Genomic DNA, 22902 nt, shown 5'->3' with positions numbered 1-22902 from the left:
AATCAATAAAACGGACTTGTGGTGATAATTGCTGACAAATCTTCGTAAGGCAATACTCTGCGGTTGCCGTTCAGCGAACAGTCGGTGAAGCGGCGCGGGGGCGTCGCTCGATCGCCGTCCCGACGAGGGTGGCGGCCGCGGCGCTGCCGAGGGCGACGCCCCACCCCACAGGTCCGAGAGGGCGGCAGCCGAAGAACCCGCACAGTCCGGGAAGGGAGACGCTCGCCCCCAGGACGGCGAGTGAGACGAGCACGGCCAGCGCGACCAGCCGGTCCCTGCCCCCCGCGGCCAGGGTCTGGAACAGCTGCGTGGACACCAGGGCGACCAGCCCGATCGTGTTGGCCCGCCCCCGCGTGCCGGTCATCCGCCCTATCACCCAGGCGGCGCACGCCGCCGCCGCGGTCGTCGTGGCGCGCAGGTAGATGTCGCGGGTCAGGGACGCGCCGAGCGAGGCCTCCGGTCCCTCGGCGAGCAGCCTCTCCGGACTGGCCGCCGCCGGAGGCCTGACGGCCACCGCCATCGCGGGCAGCATGTCGGTCAACAGGTTGACCAGCAGCAGCTGGCGGGCGTTCAGCGCGTTCCCGCCGGTGAGCAGGCTCGACCCGACCGCGAAGACGACCTCGCCGATGTTCCCGCCGAGCAGGATGCTCAGGGCGTCGCGGACCGAGCTCCACATGGCCCTGCCCTCGGTGATGGCGTCGACGATCGTCTCGATGCGGTCGTCGGTCACCACGACGTCGGCCGCCGCCCTGGCCGCGGGCGTGGCACGGGACCCCAGGGCGATCCCCACGTCCGCCGCGCGGATGGCGGGGGCGTCGTTCGCGCCGTCGCCGGTCACCGCCACGACCATTCCCGAACGGCGCAGGCAGCCGACGATCCTGACCTTGTGGGCGGGGGTCGTCCTGGCGAAGACCGCCACGCCGGGCAGCGCCCGCGTCAGAGCCTCGTCGTCCAGCTCGTCCAGTTCGGGGCCGGTCATGACCCGTCCGCCGTCCAGCACGTCGAGCTCCGCGGCGATCGCCTCCGCGGTGCTCGGATGGTCGCCGGTGATCATGACGATCCTGACGCCCGCCAGCGCCAGCCGCCGGACGCTCTCCGCCGCCGTCGGCCGTACGGGATCGGCGAGGCAGAGGAAGCCCAGGAAGGTCAGGCCCTCGACACGGGACTCGTCGAGGTCACGGCGGTCGGAGGCGGGACGCTCGGCCACCGCGAGCACCCGGTAGCCCTGCAGGGCGAGCCTGTCGACCTCCTCCTCGAGCCGCCTTCTGGCGGAATCGGTGAGGGGGACGGTCTCGCCGTCGCGCAGGAGGTTCGCGCAGCCGGTGAGCACCGCCTCCGGCGCGCCCTTGACGCTCAGCACGTGTCCGGAGGCGTCCAGGCCGAGGACGGCGTGGTAGCCGCGCCCGGGCTCGAAGGGGAGCTCGTCGATCCGTTTCCAGCCGTCCGGTCCCGCCTCCTGCGTCACCCCCAGCAGGCGGGCCCCGTCGACCACGGCCCGGTCCGTGGGGTGGGGGATGGGCCTTCCGGCGTCGTGCCGGGGACTCGCGCGCAGCCCGGCGGCCACGATCCGCCTCAGCTCGGGGGTCAACGTCTCGACGGGGCGTTCCGTGCGCCCGTCGGAGACGCGCCGCAGGCTGATGCGTCCCTCGGTCAGCGTGCCCGTCTTGTCGAAGCAGAGCACGTTCACCCGGCCGAGGGCCTCGATCGTGGAGGGGTTGGGCACCAGGGTCTCGCGGGTCGACAGCCGCCTGGCGGCGGCGAGTTCGGCGGCGGAGGCGACGAAGGGCAGCCCCTCGGGCACCGAGGCGACGGCGAGACTCACGGCGGGGGCGATCGCCTGCGAGAACGATCGTCCCCGGAGCAGGTCGGCGACCAGCAGCACCAGGCCTGAGCCGATCACCACGGGGAGGATCCTGCGGCTCAGCGCCCTGAGCCTGAGCTGCACCCCGCCAGGCGGCGGCTCCTGTGCCGACAGCCTGGCGGTACGCGCGGCCTCCGTCTCCTCACCCGCCGCCACGACCACGGCGAGCCCGTGACCGGCCGCCACCGTCGTGCCCTGGTAGACCATCGAGCTCCGGTCGGCGACCGCGGAGGCGTCGACCGGCTCGGGCGCCTTCGTGACCAGCAGCGACTCGCCCGTCAGCCCCGCCTCGTCGACCTCCAGGCCCACGGCCGTGAGCACGCGGCAGTCGGCGGGCACGGCGTCGCCCGCCCGCAGCTCGATGACGTCGCCGGGCACGAGTTCGCCCGCGGTGGTCGCCTCGGCGGTGGGGGAGCCGACGGCCCCGGCGTCGGGCGCGTCACGACGGGGCGGAGAGGAGGCGGTCCGGCCGGGGCGGCGGAGCCGTACGCGCTCCGTCACGGTCTCGGTCAGGCGGTGCACCGCCCGGTTCGCGGCGAACCGCTGGCCTCCGCCGATGAGCGCGTCGACCACCATGACGGCGGCTATCAGCACCCCGTCGGAGAGCGATCCGAGCACGGCCGACACGCCCGCCCCGGCCGCCAGCACCGGGGTCAGCGGGTTGGACAGCTCCTCCACGGACGCGCGGAGCAGCGAATCGGCCTCGTCGGGCGTCCCGGGAGGCGGCGGGGGCCTGCGGCCTGCGGCTTCGGCCACGGTGATCCCGTCCGGTGAGGAACCCAGTCTGGACAGGACGTCCTCGACCGGCATGGCGTGCCAGGGGGTGGGATCGACGCGGATCACGGGCGTCAGGCGTCCCGCGTCACGGCCGGCCCACTCGCCGACGGCGATCGCGGCCAGCGCCGTGCCGTCGCTCACCATCTGGGCGCTGTGCACGGACGCCCTCCTGGGGGCCGTGGCCGTCAGCACGGCCCCGGCCACCGCTCCCGCCACGCTGAGCCTCACGCACCGCTCGCTCGTCCTCCTCGCGGGTTCCAGGCAGCTCAGCAGCAGGCGGGCGGCGTCGAGGTCGCCGATCACATCCGCGTCCCACGGCACGCGCTCCGGGCCGTCCAGCACGCCGACGCCCAGGTCGGCCTGGGCCAGCGCGGCCGCGTGACGTCCGGAGACCACCGCGACCCCGTGACCGCCCGCCTGAAGCGCGCGGACCCGGGCGGCCAGCCTGCGCCCGTCGGACACGACCCTGTCGGCGGCCAGCCGTCTGCCGATCTCCCGGTCGCCGCCCGCGACCGTCACGGCGCACGTCTTCGCGGCCGTCGCGACGAGCGCCTCGGCCAGAGGATGAAGCTCCGGCGCCAGACCGGCCACGGCGACCGGGACGCCCTGTCTTGTCACGCGCACCGGACGCAGGCCGAGGGACCTCCACTCAGGGGCGTCCGCGGGAATGAGAGCGGCCAGGTCGGCGGACCTGGCCAGCGGCTCCGCCGCCCACAGGTCGCGCTCCCCGCGTGCCACGGGGGCGGTGACGTCGATCAGGCCGGGGAGCAGCGCGCGCACCTCGTCGGCGGTCACGCCCTCCGCCAGCGGCACGACCCGCTCGACCGTCCACGAGCCCGTGCCGAGCAGGGCCGCGTCGAGGATCACCGTGTCGACGCCGTCCATGCGCCGCAGCGCGGCGCTGTCGACGACGACCGCGCCGCGCCGCGCCAGGGCGCGCCCGACCGCGCAGGCGAAGGTCTCGCGGCCCGCCCTCGCCGCCTTCGGCGTCGTCGCGATCATCATGGCGAGCCCCCGCCTGCGGCTGTCGCTGACCACGCGCGTCAGCGCGGAGGCGCCCAGAGCCGCCGGGCTCACCAGGCGCTCGAACCGCTCCACGGGACTGGCGGCAGGGGGGACCGGGCGCGGTCTCCTGGTCGTGCGGGTGTGCCGGTAGGTCCCCTCCCTGGAGGACAGCTCCTGGGCGTGCAGTTCCCAGGCCCTCCGCGCGTCGCGCGCCTCCGCGTACCGGCTCGCCGCGGAGACCGAGTGCACCAGCAGCCCCAGCGGGCGCAACGCGAGCGTGTTGGTGACGACGTTCGCGGTCGTGAACAGGGCGGAGGCGGTGTGGTGGCCGAAACGGCGTTCCATTTCCGCGCGGATCGCCGGGGTGGACTCGGCCAGGTGCAGCAGGGTGGGAACGACGGGCGAGAGCGGCGGGACGCGGGCGGCGCGCCCGGCGAGCGCCAGACCGGCGCCGAGGAGGCTCGCGCCCAGCCGGATGCCCGCACGGGTGTGCTGCTCGACCACCCGGGACATCGACGGCCCCGGCCCCTGTTCCTCCGCTTCCTCGCCGGGTTCCCCGAGCTCGTCCGGCTCCTCGTCCTCCCCTTCCTCCCCGCCGTCGAGCTCCTCGACGATCGACAGCAGCCTCTCCAGGTCGACCGCCTCACTGTCGCCTCCGACGAAGACGGCGCCGAGGGCGCCGTTGACCTCCGCCCGCTCGACTCCGTCGAGCACGAGCAGCAGCGCCTCCAGCCGCCGGGCCAGCCGCTCGGTGCCCGGACCGCCGATCGCGCGCAGGTCGACGTGGAACCCGCCGGAGGTCGCCCGTACCGCGCGAGCGCGCGGCAGCGCGTTCCTGAGGGGGGCGGGCAGGACCCCCCACACCGTTTCCGCGGAAAGCGTGAGCACACGCGACAGCGACATTCGGCCCTCCACCGGACGGGAATGCTCGGGCCGACCGGCCGTAGCGTCCTTCAACGGGTCATCAGGTCATCGGTGCACCGGGCCGGGCCCCGTGCGCTGGTCCCTCCTGCGGGCGCGCTGGGCGATCACCGTGCCCACCCCGATGGCGGCGGCGACCGGCCACTCGAGCACCCCCGCCACGGCGAGCGCGCCGAGTCCTCCGTAGTAGACGATGCGTTCGGGCGGAGGCAGGAACGACCTGGCCGCGTCGACGGCGTGGCCCGCCTCCTGCCTGCTGACGCGCGGCAGGTGGAGGTTGGGGAGGCTGGGGCGGTGGAACCGCACGGTCATCATGGGCAGGTTCAGCGTCTTCTCGCCGCCGTCGTGCCCGAGTGCCGAGGGCGGCTGCTCCGGCGCCGTGTGCGCGGCGACCGGGCGCGAGAGGGGCTCCTGCTCCGTCGGCGGCTGTTCCGCGAGCTTCTGCGCGGTGTTCCTCCGTTGCGCGGTCGTGGCGCGTTGCGTCGTGGCGGTCCGCCGGGTGGCGGTGGCGCGTTGCGTCGTGGCGGTCCGCTGGGCGGCGGTCCGCGTCGTGGCGCTCTTGCGGGCTGTGGCCTTCTCCGCCACATTCGTCTCCGCCATGGCCTTCTCCGCCGCGGTCCGCGCCCTGCTCCTGCGCGCCACGCTCGCCTGCGCGGTGGGATCCTCCGTCGAGGTCGTCCCCGTGATGGCGGGCTCGGTGACCTCTGCGGCGGTCTGCTCGTCTGTCCTGCCGGGGTGCAGGCCGCTGGCCCCGGTGGTGTCCGTGGCGGTGCCCGGCGTGGTCGTCGTGGCGGCCTTCGCGCCGGCTCCCGTGCCCGCGGATGTCTCCGCCGAGGTCCGCGCCGCGCCTTTCCCCGCCGCGGGTTTCCGCTCGGCGGGCGTGGTGGATTTCGACGCCGTGCTACGGCCGCGCGCTCCGCCGCCTGTCTGGCTTACGGTCATGGCCCCTCCTCACAGGAGTCGAGGGATCGGTTCGAAGGTGGTGCGCGCGAGAGGCGAGAACGCCTCTCACCCGCGGTTCTCTGGCTTTGGGGCCATCCTCATAACCTTCCTCGACCCACGTTCCCGAAACGCCCCTTTAATTACAAAACGGACATCTGGTCATGAATATTCAGGGTGGCGGCGTTCGTTCGGCGCGGCAGGAGCGCGGGGGCGTCGAGAGGGTCCGGAGTGGCAGGGAGCGGCAGGAAGGAGATCGGGACCGAGGCGTGGGAGAGATCGGGGTTCGGCGGCGTCGGGAGGGATCAGGCGTCGGGAGGGATCAGGAGTCGGGAGGGACGCATTCGGGAGGGACGCATTCGGGAGGGATCAGGAGAGGTAGGGCTTGAGCTCCCGGCGGGCGACGGTCCGGATGTGCACCTCGTCGGGACCGTCGAAGATGCGCATCGCGCGGGCCTGGGCGTACATCGCGGCGAGCGGGACGTCGTCGGAGACGCCCATGCCGCCGTGAACCTGGATGGCGCGGTCTATCACCTCGCAGGCCATCCTGGGGGCGACGACCTTGATGGCGGAGATCTCGGCGGCGGCGGCCCTGGCGCCGACGGTGTCGATCAGCCAGGCGGCCTTGAGGGTGAGCAGCCGGGCCTGCTCGATGGCCAGGCGCGACTCGGCGATCTGCTGCTGCACCACGCCCTGCTGGGCGAGGGTCTGGCCGAAGGCCACACGGTTGGCGGCGCGGGCGCACATCAGCTCCAGGGCGCGCTCTGCCATGCCGACGGCGCGCATGCAGTGGTGGATGCGGCCGGGACCCAGACGGGCCTGGGCGATGCGGAAGCCGTCGCCCTCCTCGGCGATCAGATTGGCGGCGGGCACCCGGGCGTCGGTGAAGACGATCTCGGAGTGGCCGTGCTGTTCCTGGTAGCCGAACACCGGCAGGTGGCGGACCACCTCGACGCCGGGGGTGTCCACCGGGACCAGGATCATCGACTGCCGGCGGTGCGCGGGCGCTTCAGGGTCGGTCTTGCCCATCACGATCATGATCTCGCAGCGCGGGTCCGCCGCGCCGGTGATGAACCACTTGCGGCCGTTGACCACGTACTCGTCGCCGTCGCGGGTGATGGAGGTCGTGATGTTCGTCGCGTCGCTGGAGGCGACCCCGGGCTCGGTCATCGCGAACGCCGAGCGGATCTCCCCGGCGAGCAGCGGGTCGAGCCAGCGGGCCCGCTGCTCGGGCGAGCCGAACATGTGCAGCACCTCCATGTTCCCGGTGTCCGGGGCGGCGCAGTTCAGCGCCTCGGGGGCGAGGTCGGGGGAGCGGCCCGTGACTTCGGCGAGGCTGGCGTAGTCGAGCACCGACATGCCCGAGACGTCAGGCAGGAACAGGTTCCACAGACCACGTGAGCGGGCCTCGGCCTTGAGCTCCTCGACGACCGGGGGCAGGGTGTGGTCGTCGTGGCCTCTGGCGAGCCGCCATCCGTGGTAGACCGACTCGGCTGGATACACATGCGATGCCATGAAATCGGTCAGGTTGGCGAAGTATTCCTCCGCCTTGGTGCTGAGCGCGAAGTCCATGGCCGCCAGTTTCGCACCACCCCTTTCCGGGCCCCCTCGCAGGGCACGCCTAATCTGGAACGGGTTTCACGAAGGAGGCCGGATGCTCAAGGGTGTGCTGATCGACTGGGCTGGGGTGCTCACCACGGGCATGACCGAGGCGGTCGCGGAGTGGATCGCCGCCGACCGGATCGACGCCGTCCACTACCGCGGGGTCATGCGCGGGCTCATCGAGCACGCCTACGAGGGTGGGGTGGACGGGGAGAACGTCATCCACGCGCTGGAGCGGGGCGAGATCTCCGGGCTGGAGTTCGAGCGGCACCTGGCGGCCAGGCTGATCACCGCGGACGGCGTGCCGCCGGTCGCCGAGGGGCTGCTGAACAGGATGTTCGCCGGGTTCCGCCGGGCCGAGTCGATGTACGGCATGCTCCGTGAGGCCCGCGCGGCCGGACTGAGGACCTGCCTGCTGTCCAACTCCTGGGCCAACGAGTATCCCCGCGAGGACTGGGCGGAGTTCTTCGACGCGATCGTGATCTCGGGGGAGGTCGGCATGCGCAAGCCGGAGTCGAGGATCTTCGAGCACGCGCTCGGCAGGGTGGGCCTGGCGGGGGCCGAGTGCGTGTTCGTCGACGACATCGAGGCCAACGTCGCCGCCGCCCGCGCCCTCGGCATCGTCGGCGTCCACCACCGGGATCCGGAGGAGACCATCACCGAACTGGAGAGGCTCTTCGGCGTGCCCCTGCGCTGACGAGCGCCCGCCTCCACCCCCGCCCGCCTCCTCGTCCCCGCGCCCTCCCCGCCGTCTTCCCGCGTCCCGCACGACGTCCCCGCGTCCTCCCCTCCGTCCCCATGTCCCGCATGACGTCCCCTCGTCCCGCAGGACCACGGCTCCCCGCCTCCCGCACGACGTCCTCCCGTGTCCCGCACGACCGGGACACGCCGTGCGTCACGCCCGGATCGCGCCGTACCTCGCGACCGGGTCGTCCGGGCTGGCACACTCGTTGGGTGATCGGCGCCGAACCGGCGCCGATGTCGGAGAGATAGATCGAGGCATCGATGCGCGTCTACCTGCCGTGCACGCTTCCGGCGCTGGCTCGCGTGGCCACCGTGGGGGAGCTCGGCCCGGCCCCGCTGACCGGCTACGCGGTGACCCCCGCGTTGATCGAGTGGTACGTCTCGGGTGACACCGAGGAGTTGGAGTACGTCGCCCTGACCGAGGCGGCCAGGGCGTCCCTGCGGATGCTGGCCGCCGACAGGACCGACGGAGTCGAGGCGCCCGCCCGCCGGGTGGTGATCGCCGCCGACGTGCCGGACGGCGACGTGAGCGCCGGAGTCGACCTGGAGGAACGCGCCAGGGTACGGCTGGCCGTCGCGGTCCCGCTGGACAGGATCGCCGCGGTCCACGTGGACGACGAGTCCGCGACGGGCGACGTCGAGGCGGCCCTCGCCGCGCTGCCCGCCGCCGACCTCGGCGACGACGACGCCAAGTTCGTCCTGGACGGCGCAGAGGCCAACGAACTGCTGTGGTACGCCACCCAGGAGATCCCCGACCTGGTCGGGTGACCGCGACCGTCCCACCCGCCTTCGGCGGCCTGACCCCACCCGGTGACCGTGCCTGGGCCTCGCGGCGCCGGGTGGTTCCCGGGCGGGTGATCAGAAGAGGCCGCTCCGCGGGGAGGTTTCCGACCCTGTGGGCTGAACAGCCGGTTCGGTGGGTTGAACAGTCGGTTCGGCGGGTTGAACAGTCGAGGAAGCCTGAGGGCCTGCGTCTGTCGGGGTGCTCGCGTCGCGAGAGGGATGGCTACGCTTGAGGGCGATATGAGACACATCGTTTGGGACTGGAACGGCACCCTCTTCCACGACATCGACGCCGTGGTCGGCGCCACGAACCTCGTCTTCGAGCCCTACGGGCTCGCCGCCTACGACGCGGACGGTTTCCGGGCGGTCTACACGCGCCCGATCTGGACGGCCTACGAGCGGATGCTCGGCCGCGCCCTCGACGACGGCGAGTGGGAGCGGCTGGACATCGCCTATCACGACCACTACCACCGGCTGATGCTGGAGTGCGGTCTCGCGGCCGACGCGCTGACCACCCTGGAGGCCTGGGGCGTGACGGGCGGCAGGCAGTCGCTGCTGTCGATGTGGACGCACGACCGCCTGGTGCCCACGGTCGTCGAGTTCGGCATCGACCACCACTTCGTCCGGGTCGACGGCCTGCGCAGCGCGGCCGGAGGGCCCAAGGCCGACTCGATGGTCGCCCACATCGCGGCCCTCGGCGTGGATCCCGCCGACGTGCTCGTGATCGGCGACAGCCTGGACGACGCGCACGCCGCCCAGCACGTCGGGGCGCGGGCCGTCCTCTACACCGGCGGCATGACCAGCCGAGCCGACCTGCAGGCCCTGGGCGTCCCGGTCGTCGACACCCTCGCCGACGCCATCGACTACGCCTGACCCGCTCTTCCGACGCCGACCACCGCGCGGTTAGGGATGGTTTCACCATTGGTGACCATCAGCGGTCGGTGATGGCCGTAATCTGGGCATCCACCCCCCCACGCCGGAGGCCACGATTAGCCGTCTCGTTCTCTGGAACGTCGACCTCACGCTGGTCGACGTGTCCATCGTCACCCGGGAGGCGTACGCCGACGCCTTCCGGCAGGTCACCGGACGGCCCCTGGTCAAGCTGACCCAGCACAACGGCCGCCCCGACTCCGAGATCGTCTTCGAGACGCTCGCCATCAACGGCATCGTCGCCGAGGACGCCCACCTTCCCCGGTTCCTCGACGCCCTGGCCGAGGCCTTCGCGGCCCGCCGCAAGCGCCTGGCCAAGGACGGCCGGATGATGCCCGGCGCGGCGGAGGCGCTCAAGGCCGTGGGCAGGCTCGGCGGCACGGTCCAGTCGGTGCTCACCGGCACGATCAGGAGCAACGCCGTGCACAAGCTGGAGGCCTTCAAGCTGGACCGCTACGTCGACTTCGAGGTCGGCGGGTACGGCGAGGAGGTCTACCCCAAGGCCACCCTGCTCCAGGTCGCCCAGGGCCGGGCCAGGCAGAAGCACGGCGCGACCTTCGACGGCACGAACACCGTGCTGATCGGCGACTCGGCCAGGGACGTCCAGGCCGCCAAGATCGCCGGAGCCTCCATGATCGCCGTGGCCTCTGGCCGCTCCCTGGCGGCCGACCTCCACGAGGCGGGCGCCGACGTCGTCCTCCCCGACCTCTCCAACCCCTCAGAGGTCGTCGCCGCCGTGGCGAGCCTCACCACCCCGACCCGTAAAGCAGCCCCAGCCGGATTCTCGCGGGAATGAGACCGGCGACTCCAGAAGGGCAGGGGGCGCGCGGGGCCGAGAAGTCCAGAAACTTGTTTGTTCTCTCGGACAACGCGACGTTTCATTCTGGCGGGTGACCCGGGAGGCCGTGGCCGGTCATCGCCGGGACAGGGCTTGGAGGAAGCGGCCGGCTATGGGGGCGGCGACCTTGGAGCCGGCGCCGCCGCCCTCGACGATGACCGAGAAGGCCAGGTCGCCCCGGTAGCCGATGAACCAGGCGTGCGACGGGGGCTCCTTGCCGGTGCCGTACTCGGCGGTGCCCGTCTTGCCCGCCGTGCCCGCGGGGAAGGAGACGGCGCTGGCCGTGCCCTCGACCACCACGGCGGGCATCAGCGTGCGCAGCGCCCTGACCACGGCGGGTTCCAGCTTTCTCGGCTGGGCGGCCTGGGGCAGCAGGCCGGTCTCCACCAGGCGGGGCGGACGCCAGGAGCCGTCGGCGATCGCGGCGGCGACGGTGGCCATGTTCAGCGGGCTGGTCAGGACGCGGCCCTGGCCGATCGAGGCGGAGGCGAGGTCGGTGTCGTCCCTGGTGTCGGGGAACCGGGCCCGTACGGCGGGCACCCCGGGGTCCACGGGCCCGTCGAACCCGAAGCTCCGCGCCACGTCGGCCAACCGCCTCCCGCCGAGCCTGTCCACGCTCAGCCGCCCGAACGTGGTGTTGCACGAGTGCGCGAACGCCTCGCGCAGCGGGATCGTCCCGTAGTCCTTGAACCCGGCGTTGTGGAAGGGGAAGCCGCCGATGTTCTGCTCGGCGGGGCAGGCGACGCGTTCGCCGGCCGTCATGCCGTCGGCGACGAGGGCAGAGGCGGTGACCACCTTGAAGGTCGAGCCCGGCGGGTAGTGGCCGAGCAGCGCCCGGTTGAACCCGCCCGGTTTGTTGGCCACCGCCAGGATCTCGCCGGTCGAGGGCCGCAGCGCGACCAGTGAGGCGGGCTTGTCCACGGATTCGAGGGCCTTGGCGGCGGCGCGGTGGACGCGCAGGTCGATCGTGGTCCGCAGCTCCGTGCCCGCCTTCGCGTCCGCCGTGGCGAGCGTGGCGATCCGTTCCGAGCCCCGAAGCAGCTCGACCCGCGCGGACGAGGCGCCGGTGAGGCGGGAGTCGTACCGTTTCCTGAGCCCTTCGACGAGTTGCTGCACCGAGCCGGGCGCGGAGGCGGTGTCGATGCGGGTGCCGTCGGCGGCGAGGACGGGTGCCTGCTCGGCCTTGACCTGCACGGTCCGCAGCCGTGTCCCGGTCGTCAGGCGCGGGTGAAGGGCCGCGGGGGTCCATTTGACCCGCCATGACCGGTCGTGCTCGACGAGCTGGAGCGCCCCGTCGTACGCCCAGTTCACCGGCCCCCGCAGGCTGGCGTGGAAGGCGACCCGGGACTCGGAGGTCCCGGTGACCTCGAAGCCGGCCCCCGACAGCTTCAGATCGGTCCTGAAACGGCGGTACCGCTGGTCGAAGTCGTCCGGCGCGTCGACGGTGAGCGCCCGCATCGCCGGGTAGTCCTGCCTGCTCCAGGCGGCCAGGAACTCCTGTGCGGTCTCCCGTGGCGACCCCTGGGTGCGCAGCGCCCACGCGGTCCCGCCGGCCGCGACGACCGGCACCAGGACCGCGACCGCCACCAAGCCCTTGCGTTTCATGAGTTGTCCCCCTTCGTCCTTGCGGAGGAGAGGAGACCAGAAGCGTGTCCCTTATGTCCAATATTGATATGTAGCTCCGATTGATAAGGGAATGGATATAGTTGCTGGTCATGGACCTCGTGCGACACCTGCGCTACTTCACGGTGGTCGCCGAAGAACTGCACTTCGGCAACGCGGCGATCCGGCTGGGCATGGCGCAGCCGCCGCTCAGCCAGCGCATCCGGCGTCTCGAGGAGGAACTCGGGGTCCGGCTGTTCGACCGTTCCAGCCGTCAGGTCCGGCTGACCGAGCCGGGACGGCTGCTGCTCGACGAGGCCCGCGAGATCATCGCCAGGGTCGACCGGCTGCGCGACCTGGCGGGACGCGGCGAGAGCGAGGTGCTGCGCGTCGGCGTCCCGCCCGACCTGGGATCGTCGGTGATCGCGGCGCTGATCGCCGGGTTCCGCGAGCGCAGTCCGGAGGTACGGCCCGCGCCCGCCGAGATGTGGAGCGCCGACCAGGTTCTCGCGCTCCTCGACGGGACCCTGGACGTCGGCGTCGTCCGTCACCCGGTGACCGCCCCCGGGCTCAGCTTCGGTCCGGTGCTCGTCCAGCGGCCCGGAGTGGTGCTGGCCGAGGACGACCCGCTCGCCGGGCTGTCGTCGGTGCACCTGGCCGACCTGGCGGGACGCAGGCTCGTCCTGTTCCCCAGGGAGCCGGGCCTGCACGAGGAGACGCTCGCCGAGTGCCGCCGTCAGGGGTTCGTCCCCGAGGAGGTGCACGAGGCGCAGACCCTCGGGCTGGTTCTCGCCGGTACGGCCGTCGCCTTCGGGCCCCAGGTCGCGCTGCCGGGGCTGCGCTGGCGGCCGCTGCTGGGAAGCCCGCTGGCCTGGAGGATCTCCACCGCCTGGCGAGGACAGGCGGGGGAGGCTGCCGTAGCCTTCGGGGCGGTGGCCGTGCGAGTGCTGAAGGAGAACGCCGGGATGACGGACGACGGGGCGGCCCCCGAACGACGGGTGCGGACCAGGCCCGCGTCGGGATTCCTGGCATGACCGGCGGGTTCGGGATTGCGGGCGTGCCGGGCCGGGAGTCCCGGCGGGAACGCGAACGGGTCTGGAAGGGCTGCTCGCCCGGCAGGTCGAGAAGAGGGCCCGCGGTGATCGGTGAGAGGTTCCCGGCATGACCGATCTGGAGGCCCTGTTCCGGACGGCGGGGGTGACCGGGTTCCTGCACGCGGTCGACGTGGACACCGGGGCGGAGATCGCGCACCGCGCAGACGACCCCGTGGTCACGGCCTCGGTGTTCAAGGTGGCCCTGCTGGTCGAGTTCTTCCGGCAGATCGACAGGGGACGGCTGGACGCCACCGAGCGCGTCACCGTCATGGCGGACCGCCACACCGCGGGACCGACGGGGGTGTCGGTGATGGCCGACGACGTGACGATCTCCCTGCGTGACCTGGCCTATCTGATGATGGCGGTGAGCGACAACACCGCCGCCGACACCCTGATCGGCAGGGTCGGCCTTCCGGAGATCAACGCCATGCTCGCCTCCTTCGGCCTGGCCGGGACGTGGGTCGAGCACGACTGCCGCGACATGTTCTCCAGCATCGTCGAGGACGTGGGACAGGAGGAGATGCCCACGGACCCCGCGCTGATCGCCAGGCTCCGGGTGCTCGACCCGGCGCGCACCAACCGGAGCACCCCGCGCGAGATGACCCGGCTGCTCGGCATGATCTGGCGTGACGAGGCGGCGTCCCCCGCCTCGTGCGCCGCGATGCGCAGGCTGCTCGGCCTGCAGGTCTGGCCGCACCGGCTGGCCGCGGGGTTCCCCTACGACGACGTGGCGGTCAGCGGCAAGACCGGCACGTTGCCCACGGTCCGCAACGAGGTCGGCGTGGTCGAGTATCCCGACGGCGGACGCTACGCCGTCGCCGTCTTCACCCGCTCGTACGGCACGGCCCAGAACCAGCCCCGCGCCGACGCGGTGATCGGCACCGCGGCCAGGGCGGCCGTGGAGCGCCTGCGCGACTGAGAGGTCCGACAACTCCGGGGAGCAGGGGTGACGGACGGGGAAGGAGCACGTGGGCGGGCCACATCGTGTGGCTGGGGAGTGTGTGTTCACGGGGGATGACATTCCGGTGGGCCCCGGAGAGGATGGGGCCATGGTTGAGGAAGGTGCGCTGCTCTGGGAACCCACTCAGGAGATCGTGGGAGCCGCCAAGGTCACTCGTTACATGGAGTGGCTCGGCAGGTCCGGCGACTACCAGGAGCTGTGGCGGTGGTCGGTCGACTCGCCGGCCGAGTTCTGGACGTCGATCTGGGACTACTTCGGCGTCGTGGGTGAGCGGGGTGAGGGGCCCGTCCTGTCCGGGACGATGCCCGGCGTCGAGTGGTTCACCGGCTCGACGCTGAACTACGCCGCCAACGCGCTGCGCAGGGCCGCCGCCGAGCCCGGCAGGCTCGCGGTGATCTCCCGCGACGAGACGGGCGGGCGGCGGACGCTCACGCTGGGCGAACTGGCCGAGGAGGTCGCGCGGGTCCGCGCGGGACTGGCGGGGCTGGGCGTGGGACGGGGGGACCGGGTCGCGGCCTACGCGCCGAACGTGCCCGAGACGCTCGTCGCCTTCCTCGCCACCGCCTCCCTGGGCGCCGTCTGGTCCTCCTGCTCACCGGACTTCGGCGCCTCCAGCGTGATCGACCGCTTCACCCAGATCGAGCCGAAGGTGCTCCTCACCGTCGACGGCTACGCCTACAACGGCAGGTGGTTCGACCGTGCCCGGGTCGCCGAGGACATCGCCGCCAGGCTGCCGACCCTGGCTGCGCGGGTGCGGATGCCCGCCTTGGACGCCTCGGACGTCGTGGACGCGGGTGAGGCTCGGGGTGGTTCCGCCGCCGCGGACGCGGCCGGCGACTCGGGTGCGGCACGGGCGGAGAGCGGTTCCGGTGACGCGGACGCGGCCGGCGTCTCGGGCGTGGCGCGGGCGGAGGACGGCGCGGACGCGGCTGAGGTCTCGGACGTGGCACGGGCAGGAGGCGGCGGCCGTACGTTGGACTGGGCGGATCTGCGGGCGACCGAGGGACCGCTCGACTTCGAGCCGGTGCCCTTCGCCCACCCGCTCTGGATCGTCTACTCCTCCGGCACCACCGGGCTGCCCAAGCCGATCGTGCACGGCCACGGCGGTGTGGTGCTGGAGCACCTCAAGGCGCTCTCCTTCCACCAGGACCTGGGGGAGGACGACGTCTTCTTCTGGTACACCACCACCGGCTGGATGATGTGGAACTACCTCGTCGGCGGCCTGCTGACCGGTTCCACGGTGGTGCTGTACGACGGGTCGGCCACCCACCCGGGGACGGACGCGCTGTGGCGCCTCGCCGAGGAGGAGGGGGTCACCTACTTCGGGACCGGCGCGCCGTACATCATCGCGTCGATGAAGGCGGTCCTGCGTCCTTCCGGGCTCACCGCGCTGCGCGGCCTGGGATCGACGGGCTCGCCGCTGCCGCCCGAGGGGTTCGGCTGGGTGCACGACGCGCTGCCGGAGGTCCAGCTCGGCTCGTTCTCCGGCGGCACCGACGTCTGCACCGGCTTCGTCGGCGCGGTCCCGCTGCTTCCGGTCCGCGCGGGCGTCATCCCGTGCCGCTGCCTGGGGGCGAGGGTCGAGTCCTTCGATCCGTCGGGCGTGCCGGTGGTCGGCGAGGTGGGGGAGTTGGTGCTGACCGTGCCGATGCCGTCGATGCCCGTCATGTTCTGGAACGACCCCGACGGGGTGAGGTACCAGGAGAGCTACTTCGCCGACTACCCCGGCGTCTGGCGGCACGGCGACTGGATCAAGATCCTTCCGGACGGCGGTTGTGTGATCTACGGTCGTTCGGACTCCACCCTGAACCGGGGCGGCGTCAGGATGGGGACCAGCGAGTTCTACCGGGTGGTCGAGCGTTTCGAGGAGATCGCCGACAGCCTGGTGATCGACACCGGCCAGCTCGGCCAGGAGGGCCGTCTGCTGCTCTACGTCACCATGGCGGAGGGGGTTCCCCTCTCCGACAGGCTGATCATGCGGCTGCGCAAGGCGCTCAAGGAGGAGCTGTCCCCCCGGCACGTGCCCAACGAGATCATCGAGGTGCCCGGCATCCCCCGCACCCTCAGCGGCAAGAAGCTTGAGGTCCCCGTACGCAAGATCCTCCTCGGCGCCCCTCCGGAGAAGGCCGCCAACCTCGACGCCATGGCCAACCCCGAGGTGCTGTCCCACTTCACCCCGGTGACGGACACCCAGCGGTGACCTGAGCCCCGGGCGCGCTCCCCCGCCGGGACACCGTCCCGGCGGGGGCCGCCACCGCTCCGTCCTCGAAGGCCCCGCGCCGGGGGAGGCCCCTATGCCGTACGGCTGACGCCGAACAGTGGAAGGCAGGGCTCCAGGTCATGGATCAGGAATCCCGCCGGAGTCGTCCAGTCGTCGCGGGACAGGCGCAGGCGGAGCGTCTCGGCGGGTTCGCCGAGCCGGTTGTGGACCTGCACGCCGTCGGCGGCGTAGCCGAGCTTGCGGGAGATCGCCAGAGAGGCGGGGTTGTCGGTGAACGCGCCCGAGGTGGCGTAACGCGCTCCCAGCCCGTGAAAGGCCAGGTGAAGCACGGCGGCCCGCATCTCGGTGCCGATGCCCATGCCGTGGAAGCGGCGGCCCAGCCAGGATCCGCTGAAGACCTCGCGTGTGACGCCGAAGTCGGTGCCGGCCAGCTCCTGGGTGCCGACGACCTGTCCCTCGAAGACCACGACGAAGGGGCACTTCCAGCTCTCCGGGGACCACTCGCCCCATGCCCGGAAGTGGTACTGAACGGTGGTGCGCGCCCGGTCCGCCGGTTCGCCGTGTGTCCAGGGGAAGACGAAGGGCATGACGTCCGGGTCGTGGACGCCCTCGGCGGCCCGGTCGCCCAGGTCGTCGAGGTCGTCGAGGGACGGGAGACGGAGTTCGAGGCGCGGGGTGGTCAGCCGGAGTCGGAAGAGAGGCCAGTTACGCATGCCCTCGATCCTGCCGACCTGACTTCGTAAAGGTCCACTCTATTAATGCCGACGTGTTCCCCACGACCAATGCCGGTTCCCCATGACCAATGTCGGCGTGTTCCCCTCGCCGGTGTCGCAGCCGAGGACGCCCATCGAGACGCGCACCGCTCATGAGCGCCGGTCGGGTTCGCGTCGCCGCTCGCCGTACCGGCGCGGTGGAGGGCTACGGACACGGTGGAACGGCGGAGCTGCGGGCGCCGTGCCGGTGGGGCGTCAGGCGGATCAGCCGAAGGCAGGAGGCAGGAGGCAGGAGATAGAGGGATAGAGGGGACAAGGGGTCGGGGAGGCGGAGGGGGAGAGGGAGAGGGAGACAGGGACGCGGAGGGGAAAGGGGGCAAGGGGTAGGGGGTTAAGGGGGCGGATCGGGACATTTTCCCGGAGGGGTGCGGACAAACGGCCATGCGCGGTGGGACACCCGTAGGTTTCGGTGGGCGGGTGCTGAAAAACCCTGACGCGTTTCGCCGGATCGTCACCGGCGTCGCCCTGCTCGCCTGGCCGGTGCTGGAGTTCCTGGCCTTCCTGACCTCGCCCCCGTCCTCCGAGCACGACCCCGCCGTCTTCCGTGAGCATCCCGGTCTCGTCCAGGTCAGCGGGCTGCTCTTTCTCTGGACGGCGCTCAGCCTCATCCCGGTGATCCTAGGCCTGGCCCACCTGCTCCGCCGGCGCGCCCCGCTGGTCGGCAACATCGGCGCCGCGCTCGGCCTGCTCGGCGCGGGGCACGCGCTGACGCTCTTCACCACCGACTTCTACGACCTGGCCCTGGCCCAGATCCTCCCCGACGCGCAGGCCGAGGCGGTCACGGCTCGGGTGGGGGAGCTGTGGGGCTTCCTGTACGGCATGCTGCTTCCCGGCTTTCTCGCCCACGTCGGGTTGTTCACCCTGCTCATCGGACTCGTCGTGGCCGGGGTGGCTCCCTGGTGGGTGCCGGTCGTCGCGCTCGCCGGCACGGTCGTGCCGTTCGTGACCATGGAGCAGTCCACGGCCGTGCAGTCGGTGGGCTCCCTGCTCCACCTGGCCGCCTACGGCTGGATCGCGCTGCGCGTGCTGCGGACCTCGGACGCCGAGTGGCGGACGGGCGTCACAGCCCCGCCTCCCTCGCCCGCATGATCGCCTGAGCGCGGTCGGTCACCTGGAGCTTGGCGAAGACGGCCGAGACGTGGTTGCGCACGGTCTTCTGGCTCAGCCCGAGCCTGGCCGCGATCTGCGGGTTCGTCAGGTGCTCCGCGACCAGCCCGAGGATCTCCTTCTCCCGCCGCGTCAGCTCGGGCAGCGCGGGCGCGGGCTCGCCGCGCTCCCTCTCGGTGAAGTAGCCGACCAGCCTGGCGGCGATGGCCGGGCCGAAGATGGCCTCCCCCTCGGCCGCCGCCTGCACCGACCGTACGATCTCCGCTCTGCGCGCGCCCTTGAGGACGTAGCCTCTGGCCCCGGCCCGGATGGCGGCGAACACCGAGTCGTCGTCGTCCGACATGCTGAGCACGATCACCCGGATGTGGGGATGGTCGCGGACGAGCCGCTCGGTCGCCGCGATCCCGCCCATGCCGGGCATCGCCAGATCCATCAGGACCACGTCGGGCTGCACGCGCCCGACCACGGCCAGCGCCTGCTCCCCGCTCGCCACGTCCTCGACGACGTCGACCTCCTCGGCCGCCGACAGCAGGGTCCGCAGCCCGGCGCGGAATCCGGGGTGGTCGTCAACCAGCAGGATCCGGATCATCGGACTCCTCTCCTCCACGTGTGGGGAGCTCTGTCTCGTGTGCGGGAAGCGTGACCCTGACCCTGGTCCCGCCTCCGGGACGCCTCTCGAGCGTGAACGATCCCCCCAGTTCCAGGGCCCGCTCGCGCATCGACGTCACTCCCACTCCGGCAGGGCCCGGGCCGTCCAGGGGCGTCGTCCGCGCCCCGTCGTTCCCGTCCGGCGGTGTCCCGCCGTGGTCCCTTTCCGGCCGCGCGTCTCCGTCTCCGTCCGCCCCCGCCCGGTCGCCGTTCCCGTCCGCCCCCGCCCGGTCGCCGTTTCCGTCAGGCTCCGTCCGGTCGCCGTCCCCGGACCGCCGCGGCCCGTCGCCGTCGTCGGACACCTCAAGCCTGAGCATGCCGTCGCCCACCTCGACCCGCAGCTCCGCACGGGTCGCTCCGGCGTGTCTGCGCACGTTGGCCAGCGCCTCGGCCGCGATGCGGTAGGCGGCGACCTCCGTCGCGGCGGGCAGCGGGGGGAGGCCGTCCGGGGCGTGTACGGCCACGCGCAGACCGGGCGGCTGCCGGACGGCGTGGGCGCGCAGGGAGCCGAGCAGGCCGAGGGTGTCGAGCGCGGGGGGCCGCAGCCCCTCGACCAGGGTCCGCACGTCGGCGACCGCCGCCTCGGCGTCGCCGATGATGTCGGTGAGCAGTCGTCGCGCGTGCTCCTCCTCGACCAGGTCGTGGGCGGCCTCGGCCCGCATGGTCAGCGCGGCCAGGGTGGGGCCGAGCCCGTCGTGGAGGTCGCGTCTGAGGCGGCGGCGCTCCTCCTCGCGGGCCATCACGAGCCTTTCCCGTGAGCGCCGCAGGTCCGCGGAGAGGCGGGTGGCGTGCACGGCCACCGCGACCTGCCTGGCCAGGTCCGTCAGCACGCGCAGGTCACGGCGGCCGAATCCGGTCTCGCCCGCCCTGGGCGACAGGATCAGGTCGCCGACCCGGGCGCCGTTGTGCGTCAGCGGCAGCCGCACCGGGTCGCCGGTCGGGGCGCCGAAGGCGTGCCGCGAGCCGGAGGCGGTCTCGACCGCCGCGTACGGCAGCCGCAACGCCTCCGCCACGGAGCGCGCGACCCCCGGCAGCACGGCGTCCGGCTCCCCGGTGTTCTCAAGGCGCCTGCCCAGGCGGGTGAGCGCCGCGTAGGGGTCGTCCCGCTCGCCGTACGTCAGCAGGTTCACCCAGCCCTGCAGCCGCTGCCGCAACGGCTCGAAGACCAGTGCGACGAGCCCGGCGGCCAGCACCGGGACCGGCAGGTCCCCGCTGGGGAAGATCGCGCCGAGGTAGGCGACGACGGCCACGTATCCCGCGGTCACACAGCCGGAGAGCAGCGTGTAGACCAGCGTCCTGTTGATCACGAGGTCGATGTCGAAGAGCCGGTGGCGCAGGACGGCGACGCAGACGGCGACCGGCAGCAGAGCGGTCGTCGCCGAGCCGAGCTCCCAGACGGAGGTGGTCGTCGGCCAGACGCGGCCGGGGAGGTCGTCGGTCAGTCCTGCCGCGAGGCGGGCGGCGACGACCAGCATCTCGATCCCGACGGCGTAGGCCAGCCACTTGGTCTGGCGGCGCTCCTCGCCCGAGCTGCGCAGCGCCCGGAAGGACAGGTCGGCCCCGCCCGCGAGGAAGACCACCGCCGTGAGGACCGTCATCGCGGTCTCGACCGGCGGCGCCAGGTGGGCCGCCCAGGCGACCCCGAGCGGGTTGACCACCCCGGTGTGCGATCCGACCTGCTCGTTCTCGCCGGGCCGCAGCGCGCTCACCGCCATGGTCGACGCGGCCGCGACGAGCGCGAGACGGATGAGGGGGCGCAGCCAGGGCGAGGACACCCTGCCGCCCGGGAAGATCATCGGTATCACCGCGATGGACAGGTTCGCCGGTACCCAGAGCCAGGTCTGCGGCCATGCCATGGCCTGGGCGAGCGGCAGGCCGGGGCGGGTGACCAGGCCGTAGACGGCGTACTGGCCGCAGGCCTCCATGAGCGCGAAGCAGAACCCGCTGATCGCGAGCGACAGTCCGACCCGGTGTTCGGGCCGCCGTGAGCCGATCAGACCGCCCGCCAGCGCGCAGGCGATCACGAAGAGCAGGTGGCCGAGGCCGAGCGGGCTGACTCCGTTGAGCGACGCCAGGGTGACGGCGATCGCCACCATGGACAGCGTCAGCGCGCAGCACGACCACGCGATGCGCGTCGCTGCCGCCACTGTCCCTCCCTGACCGATTGACACACCGTATAGGTGCTTTCGCCCGGAAAAGGAGAGGCAGTGTCCCAGGACGCGAATGTCAGAAACCCTGGGGCAGGCGGAAGAGGCGGCCGGGGTCGTAGGCGGCCTTGATCCGGGCGAGCCTGTCGGCGTTCGCCCCGTAGTAGGCCGTGCGCCAGCCGCTGAGCTCGGGATCGACGTAGTTGACGTAGGCGTGGTCGCCGAAGTGGGGGCGCATCGCGGCGTGCGCGTTCCTGGTCCAGGCGGCGGCGCCGACGTGGTGGGCGTAGTACTGGACGCTGTAGAGGGCGGCCCGGTGCGGGAAGGCCGTCGCCTCGGGACGCACCCGTCCCACGGCTCCGCCGAGGGCGTCCAGGAGCACGGTGTGGCTGCCGGGCCTGGCGATCTGGGCGACCAGTGCCCTGGCGCCCGCCTCGGAGAGCGGGCGGTAGGCCATGTGCGACTTGCCCTTGAAGTTGTCCCGCGACAGCCTGCCGTCGCGGGTCTGCCCCGGCAGGGAGCCGGGTTGGTGGCACTGGGAGACCGACAGCGTCGAGCAGCCTCCCATGATCATCATCGCGTGGCTGTAGGACGTCTGCTTGACGAACGTCCTCGAGACCGGGCCGATCCCGCTCGTCAGCCGGTCGAGCAGCCGTTCGCAGCCCGCCCTGCCGCCCAGGTAGAGGCCGCCGATCTGCACGTCCATCCCGCCCTCGCTGCTCAGGTGCAGCGTGGACCACATCTCGTCCGGCGCGGCCGGGGCCCATGCCTGCCACGCCCTGACCGCCTTGGCGGCCTTCGCCCACGGCCAGTGCAGGAAGAACACCGTGACGTCGCGCGTGGGGTGGGTCCTGAAGCCGAAGGAGACCGCGACGCCCAGGTTGCCGCCGCCCCCGCCGCGCGAGGCCCAGTAGAGGTCGGGGTTGTGGTCGGCGTCGCAGGTCAGCAGCCGCCCGTCGGCCGTGACCATCTGGACCGACTCCATCACGTCGCACGTCAGGCCGTACTTCCTGGACACCACGCCGATCCCGCCGCCGAGCGTCAGCCCGCTCACCCCGACCGTGGGGCAGGTTCCGGCCGGGATGCTGACCCCGCGGGCGGCGAGCTTGTCGTAGACGTCGACCAGTTTGGCCCCCGCCCCCACGGTCGCCCGCCCCGACGCCTGCCTGACCGTGTTCATCCGGGAGACGTCGACGACCAGGCCGCTGCCCGTCGACCAGCCTCCGTAGGAGTGCCCTCCCGACCGCACGGCCAGCGGCACCTTCATCTTGCGGGCGAAGTTCACGCATTCGACCACGTCGGAGGGGGAGGCGCAGTAGGCGACGCCCGCGGGCCGCGTCGCGTCGAAGGCCGGGTTGAACAGGCGGCGGGCCGCGTCGTAGGAGGCGTCGCCGGGCCGGATGAGCTTGCCGTCCAGGCCCCGGCCCAGAGCGTTCCACTCCGCGGGGGCCGCTGTGGTGGATGTGGGCAATCCGGCTCCCAGGGTCAGGGCGGCCATGCCGCCGAGTCTGAGGAATGTCCGCCGGTCCTGAGCGGGTTGCATGATCTTTCTCCGATGCTTGCGTGTCACCTGCCCGGTGAGACGGCGGGAAAGCCCGCGTGGTTGGTCACATTCGCATCACTTCGTGGATGTACGGGGTGCTTGCTGGAGCATCGGATCGAACGGGCGTTCTCCTGTCGGGGGTCGGCGTCGGGAGTTCGGCGCCGAGCCCGCCGCGCCGGGCTGATCGCGCCGGGGGGGAGGGGCGCGCCGAGATTCGCCGTGCCGGGACCGCTGGATCGTGGCAGTCATGAGAGGTAATTCCGAGACGGCGGGCGCGACGCGGGCCGTCCGTGGGACACTGCGGAGTCATCGGGTGCGGCCTGTCCGGGCTCGTGTGCCCGGCGGGCGGCGGAGAACCCGGACCCCGCGGGGCAGGGCCGAGGAGGTCGGCGCGCGGGATCGGATC

16 protein-coding genes are annotated in these 22902 nt (G+C 72.4%); 8 read left to right on the top strand and 8 right to left on the bottom strand.

All coding sequences use genetic code 11. From position 1 onward, the window contains the following. Positions 1-70: 70 nt before the first annotated feature. The 3 genes from PKF00_RS08510 to PKF00_RS08500 form a co-directional block, all read right to left on the bottom strand. Positions 71-4546: a cation-translocating P-type ATPase gene (locus PKF00_RS08510; protein WP_271216831.1), complete on the bottom strand. Its 4476-nt coding sequence runs from the start codon at positions 4544-4546 to the stop codon at positions 71-73. A 66-nt stretch (positions 4547-4612) separates the two neighbouring features. Continuing rightward, a complete protein-coding gene (locus PKF00_RS08505; RefSeq protein WP_271216830.1) occupies positions 4613-5506 on the bottom strand; it encodes a hypothetical protein in 894 nt (297 codons plus the stop codon). Positions 5507-5872: 366 nt separating this feature from the next. After that, positions 5873-7075: an acyl-CoA dehydrogenase family protein gene (locus PKF00_RS08500; RefSeq protein WP_271216829.1), complete on the bottom strand. Its 1203-nt coding sequence runs from the start codon at positions 7073-7075 to the stop codon at positions 5873-5875. Positions 7076-7157: 82 nt separating this feature from the next. Between PKF00_RS08500 and PKF00_RS08495 the strand changes: the two genes are divergently transcribed. From PKF00_RS08495 to PKF00_RS08480, 4 genes are all read left to right on the top strand, one after another. After that, the gene (locus PKF00_RS08495; protein ID WP_271216828.1) at positions 7158-7802 is read left to right on the top strand and encodes an HAD family hydrolase; all 645 of its coding nucleotides are present in this window, start codon (positions 7158-7160) and stop codon (positions 7800-7802) included. 308 nt (positions 7803-8110) lie between these two features. Further along, entirely contained in the window at positions 8111-8617 is a 507-nt protein-coding gene (locus PKF00_RS08490) for a DUF6912 family protein (RefSeq protein ID WP_271216827.1), read from the top strand. 255 nt (positions 8618-8872) lie between these two features. Further along, positions 8873-9505 (top strand): HAD family hydrolase, encoded by a 633-nt coding sequence (locus tag PKF00_RS08485; RefSeq protein WP_271216826.1) that lies wholly within the window; start codon positions 8873-8875, stop codon positions 9503-9505. 115 nt (positions 9506-9620) lie between these two features. Next, complete coding sequence (locus PKF00_RS08480; RefSeq protein ID WP_271217036.1) at positions 9621-10358, top strand: HAD family hydrolase; 738 nt, start codon at positions 9621-9623, stop codon at positions 10356-10358. Positions 10359-10475: 117 nt separating this feature from the next. Here the strand turns inward: PKF00_RS08480 and PKF00_RS08475 are convergent, their stop codons facing one another. Then, complete coding sequence (locus PKF00_RS08475) at positions 10476-12005, bottom strand: penicillin-binding transpeptidase domain-containing protein (RefSeq protein ID WP_271216825.1); 1530 nt, start codon at positions 12003-12005, stop codon at positions 10476-10478. A 110-nt stretch (positions 12006-12115) separates the two neighbouring features. Here PKF00_RS08475 and PKF00_RS08470 point away from each other — a divergent pair, with 110 nt between their 5' ends. The 3 genes from PKF00_RS08470 to PKF00_RS08460 all read left to right on the top strand — a co-directional run bounded on the left by PKF00_RS08470 (position 12116) and on the right by PKF00_RS08460 (position 16257). After that, positions 12116-13036: a LysR family transcriptional regulator gene (locus tag PKF00_RS08470; protein ID WP_271216824.1), complete on the top strand. Its 921-nt coding sequence runs from the start codon at positions 12116-12118 to the stop codon at positions 13034-13036. 127 nt (positions 13037-13163) lie between these two features. Beyond that, entirely contained in the window at positions 13164-14015 is an 852-nt protein-coding gene (locus PKF00_RS08465) for a serine hydrolase (protein ID WP_271216823.1), read from the top strand. 130 nt (positions 14016-14145) lie between these two features. After that, positions 14146-16257 (top strand): acetoacetate--CoA ligase, encoded by a 2112-nt coding sequence (locus PKF00_RS08460; protein ID WP_271216822.1) that lies wholly within the window; start codon positions 14146-14148, stop codon positions 16255-16257. A gap of 92 nt (positions 16258-16349) precedes the next feature. Here PKF00_RS08460 and PKF00_RS08455 read toward each other — a convergent pair whose 3' ends face one another. Further along, complete coding sequence (locus PKF00_RS08455; protein WP_271216821.1) at positions 16350-16991, bottom strand: GNAT family N-acetyltransferase; 642 nt, start codon at positions 16989-16991, stop codon at positions 16350-16352. A gap of 477 nt (positions 16992-17468) precedes the next feature. Between PKF00_RS08455 and PKF00_RS08450 the strand changes: the two genes are divergently transcribed. After that, positions 17469-18140 carry a hypothetical protein gene (locus PKF00_RS08450; RefSeq protein ID WP_271216820.1) on the top strand — a complete coding sequence of 224 codons (672 nt, stop codon included), beginning with the start codon at positions 17469-17471 and terminating at the stop codon, positions 18138-18140. On the opposite strand, the gene PKF00_RS08445 is transcribed toward PKF00_RS08450, so the two are convergent. The 3 genes from PKF00_RS08445 to PKF00_RS08435 all read right to left on the bottom strand — a co-directional run bounded on the left by PKF00_RS08445 (position 18112) and on the right by PKF00_RS08435 (position 22451). After that, entirely contained in the window at positions 18112-18747 is a 636-nt protein-coding gene (locus PKF00_RS08445) for a response regulator (protein WP_271216819.1), read from the bottom strand. The two genes, PKF00_RS08450 and PKF00_RS08445, sit on opposite strands and share 29 nt — an antisense overlap. Next, entirely contained in the window at positions 18725-20953 is a 2229-nt protein-coding gene (locus PKF00_RS08440; protein WP_271216818.1) for a sensor histidine kinase, read from the bottom strand. Before PKF00_RS08440 ends, PKF00_RS08445 begins: the two co-directional genes overlap by 23 nt. Before the next feature lie 79 nt (positions 20954-21032). Beyond that, positions 21033-22451, bottom strand: a complete 1419-nt coding sequence (locus tag PKF00_RS08435) for an FAD-binding oxidoreductase (protein WP_271216817.1) — start codon at positions 22449-22451, stop codon at positions 21033-21035. Positions 22452-22902 lie beyond the last annotated feature (451 nt).

The sequence above is a fragment of the Streptosporangium carneum genome (assembly GCF_027922005.1).
Classification (GTDB): domain Bacteria; phylum Actinomycetota; class Actinomycetes; order Streptosporangiales; family Streptosporangiaceae; genus Streptosporangium; species Streptosporangium carneum.
This window is presented reverse-complemented; position numbering and strand designations above follow the sequence as displayed.